The 3,804-nt window shown below is 40.9% G+C and carries 4 protein-coding genes; all 4 read left to right on the top strand.

What is annotated here, in order from left to right; all coding sequences use genetic code 11:
• Positions 1–1,095 (top strand): sialidase family protein (locus AAC037_RS21365; protein WP_339905481.1); only part of this gene is annotated, 1,095 nt, incomplete at its 5' end.
• A gap of 13 nt (positions 1,096–1,108) precedes the next feature.
• On the top strand, positions 1,109–2,158 hold the full coding sequence (locus AAC037_RS21360) for a polysaccharide deacetylase family protein (protein ID WP_339905480.1): 1,050 nt from the start codon (positions 1,109–1,111) through the stop codon (positions 2,156–2,158).
• Positions 2,155–3,336, top strand: a complete 1,182-nt coding sequence (locus AAC037_RS21355) for an exo-alpha-sialidase (protein ID WP_339905478.1) — start codon at positions 2,155–2,157, stop codon at positions 3,334–3,336. Before AAC037_RS21360 ends, AAC037_RS21355 begins: the two co-directional genes overlap by 4 nt.
• Positions 3,337–3,581: 245 nt before the next feature.
• Positions 3,582–3,804, top strand: a 223-nt coding sequence (locus AAC037_RS21350; protein ID WP_339905476.1) for a hypothetical protein, incomplete at its 3' end; no start/stop codon positions are given.

The raw sequence follows: 3,804 nt of genomic DNA, 5'->3' as shown, positions 1-3,804 counted from the left end.
CGAAAATTACTAAGCTATTCTTTTCTCTTATCGCTATTGATAATCAGTGCGGCTTGCAGTGGAGGAGATAAATCCAAAGCAGTTGTAGAAAAAGAGGAAGTTGCAGTTCAAGAAGCAAAGCTTACCACTGAAGAATATGAGCATATTTTTGGTGAGGATAGACCTTTTGCCCAGTGTCATGCTTCCACCATTACCGGTTTAGGTGATGGGAATTATTTAACCGCATGGTTTGCGGGATCCCATGAAAAGCACAATGACGTTGGAATTTGGGTGTCTAAAGGTAAGGCCGGAGCTTGGAGTGAGCCGGAATTATTGGTAAAAGTAAGAAATGAACCACACTGGAATCCTGTTTTATTCAATGCACCCGACGGTAAAGTATATTTGTATTTTAAAGTAGGAAAGGAAATTGACTATTGGGAAACCTGGGTGCAATACACTGAAGATGGAGGAGAAACTTGGTCTGAAGCAAGAGAATTGGTGCCGGGAGATAAAGGTGGTCGTGGTCCTGTAAGAAACCATATGTTGGTTTTATCAGACGGAACTTGGTTGGCGCCTGCCTCTGATGAGAAAAATAAAGTATGGACAGTATTTGTTGACCGATCTGAGGATGAAGGAAAAACCTGGAATGCCACAGATAAATTGGATATGGATCGCTCAGTAATTACAGGAGAAGGAGTAATTCAACCAGCCCTATGGGAATCAAAACCTGGTCATGTACACATGTTGATGAGAAGTAGCTCAGGAAATATCTGTAGGTCAGACTCAGAAGATTATGGTAAAACATGGTCTGAGGTTACCGAAATTGAATTGCCCAATAACAATAGTGGAATTGATGTTGCCCATATAGAAGGGGAGAAAATTGCTTTGATCTATAACCCTGTTGCTGAGAATTGGGGAGATAGATTCCCAATTTCCATTGCTGTTTCAGAAGACAATGGAAAAACCTGGCCATTGAAATTTGAGATAGAAAAAGGAGAGGGTGATGATGAGCTTTCTTATCCTGCGATGTTTTATGAAGATGGTCATCTTGTTGCCTGCTATACCTGGAACCGAGAAACGGTTGCTTTTTGGAAAGGGAAACTTGATGGTATTTAAAATTTAATATAACATGCGAACTATATTTTGTAGCTTACTCATACTATTGTTTCAAAGCCAAGCAGTTTTAAGCCAACAAGAAATGACTTACGCTGAAAAATTGGGATTTCCTAAAGGAAAGAAGGTAGTTATCTTTCATGTAGATGATGCAGGTATGTCCTATGAATCCAATGAAGGAGCAAAGAAATCCATACATGGTGGTGTAGCTACTTCTTGTAGCATTATGATGCCTTGCCCCTGGGCTGCTAGTTTTGTGAAAGATGCGAAGATAGACCCAATGGATGCAGGGCTTCATTTGACACTAACCTCTGAGCGGAAACATTACCGTTGGCCTCCACTAGCAGGTAAAACGGCTGTGCCCGGTTTGGTGGATGAAGAAGGGGCCATGTGGTCTTCTGTAGCCGAAGTGGTAGCGAATGCCAGCCCAGATGAAGTAGAAATCGAGATTCGCGCTCAGATTGACCGGGCCTTGTCACTAGGATTGAAACCAACCCATATGGATAGTCATATGGGAACCCTATTTTATCATCCCCCTTTTCTAGAAAGATACATCAAAGTGGGTATAGAATATGGTATTCCGGTTATGTTTCCTGGAGGAAATAATAAATTACTTGGAATTTCCATGAACAACAACCTGATCAAACAACTCAAAAAACAAGGGAAATACAAAGAAGGCATGAAATTGCCTAATAACCCCATTATGGAAAGAGCCCCTGTGGTAGCCAAACAATTATGGGACGCTGGCTTGCCGGTTTTGGATGACCTTCACACTATAAGTGGAAACTGGTCTCCTGATCATGAAGTTAGTGATGAGGAACTTGGTGGCTATAAAGTGGAAAAATGTAAGGAATTGCTCAGGCTTATGGAGCCTGGCCTGGCCATGGTGATTGTACACAGTAACGGAGATCGAAATACATTTGACAGAATAAGTGGCTCGGGCAAATCCAGGTATGCAGATATGCTAGCCATGACCTCTCCGGAACTACAGAAATTCATTGAAGACGAGGGAATTATTTTAACCACTTGGTCTGAAGTAATGGAAAGAAGAAAAAAAGTGAAATGAATAAAATAGTATTTATAGGCTTATTTTTGCTTAGTACTTCTGCTTTTGGCCAGTACATCCCTAAAGATAAAGTGGTCGTTAGCGAAAGCTTGATTTTTCCGCTTCAGCAAAATCACGTGCATGGAAGCAGTATTGTCTCCTTGCCCAATGGAGACTTACTCACAGCATGGTTTGAAGGCTCAGGGGAACGAAAAGCAGATGATGTACGCATTATGGGAGCCAGGCTAAGGAAAAAGGATAGTCGATGGGGTGAACCGTTTCTACTGGCAGATACACCCAATATTCCCGATTGTAATCCGGTGCTTTTCCTAAACCAGGAAGGGAAGCTGTTTTTGGTTTGGATTGCCGTTCAGGCCAACCGATGGGAGCAGTCCATATTGCGATTTAGAACTAGTACAAGTTATGAAAATGCCGGCGCACCCATCTGGAGTTGGCAGGACAATATTTTGCTCAAACCCGGGGAAATATTTCATCAGGAAGTTGCCAAACGATTTGAAGAATTGCCTGAAAATAAGGCAGGTTGGTCTGAATATGCTCCCCAATATGATCAAATGATCATTGAAGCCAGCAAGGACAGTAAAAAATCCAGTATTGGATGGATGACCAGGATAAAACCGATTGTGCTTAACTCAGGAAGGATTTTATTACCCCTTTATTCAGATGGTTTTAATTTTTCCATGATGGCCATTTCTGATGATGACGGAGCCACTTGGTTTCCAAGCAAGCCCTTGGTGGGTAGAGGTCCCATTCAGCCGGCACTAGGTCAAAGAGAAAGTGGAGAAATTATGGCCTTAATGAGGGATAGCGGTGATGCTCCTACCAGAATCCATAAAAGCTATTCCCAAGATGATGGAATGACTTGGTCTGCCTCAGAGAAAACCAGCATACCGAATACTGCAAGTGTAGAACTGCTGGTATTGGACAATGGCACCTGGCTTTTCTTAGGAAATGATATAGATGATGGCAGGTACAGGATTTCTTTATACATCTCAGATGATGAAGGGCAAACATGGAGAGGAAAGATTTATTTGGAAGATGAAAAGAAAGAGGTTGGTGGCTTCTCTTACCCTTCTATGATACAGGATACAGATGGTATGATACACATCACTTATTCCTACCATTTGGATGAAAAAGGAAAATCCATTAAATATTTAAAAATTGATCCAAAAAACTTTTAAAGTAAGTAGCCCATATTGAAAGGTCTTATGTATTATATATAACTCAATCGCTTACTTGATTCAAGTAAGATAGATTAAGCTTTAGTAGTTAGGTTAGGTAAGTTTTGTCCGCTCATGTTTTATAACGGGGCGGACAAATTTATTTATACCCTTTCTAATAATAATGAATATTTAGCCGGTATGATTTTGATATTGTCGCACTATCAAGTGACTCATACACTTTAAATTAACCACATTAATTTACCATGAAATACTTACACTTAAAACTATTTGTTTTTGTTGGTTTGCTGTTTGGCTTTTCGCAAGCAGAAGGACAACAATTGCCATCCAACAGCCAAAGGGTGCACCAAGATGTTCCTTTTGTTCAGGAATATGCCATTAAGTATTATTCCGAAGGGGCATCAAGGCTAGATAAGGTCTATGCAGACAGGAATGGTACTGTTCAGATACTAGGTCAATCGGGTCTGC

This window comes from uncultured Cyclobacterium sp., assembly GCF_963976465.1.
Classification (GTDB): domain Bacteria; phylum Bacteroidota; class Bacteroidia; order Cytophagales; family Cyclobacteriaceae; genus Cyclobacterium.
The sequence above is the reverse complement of the archived record's forward strand: the minus strand, read 5'-3'. Positions and strand labels throughout refer to the sequence as shown.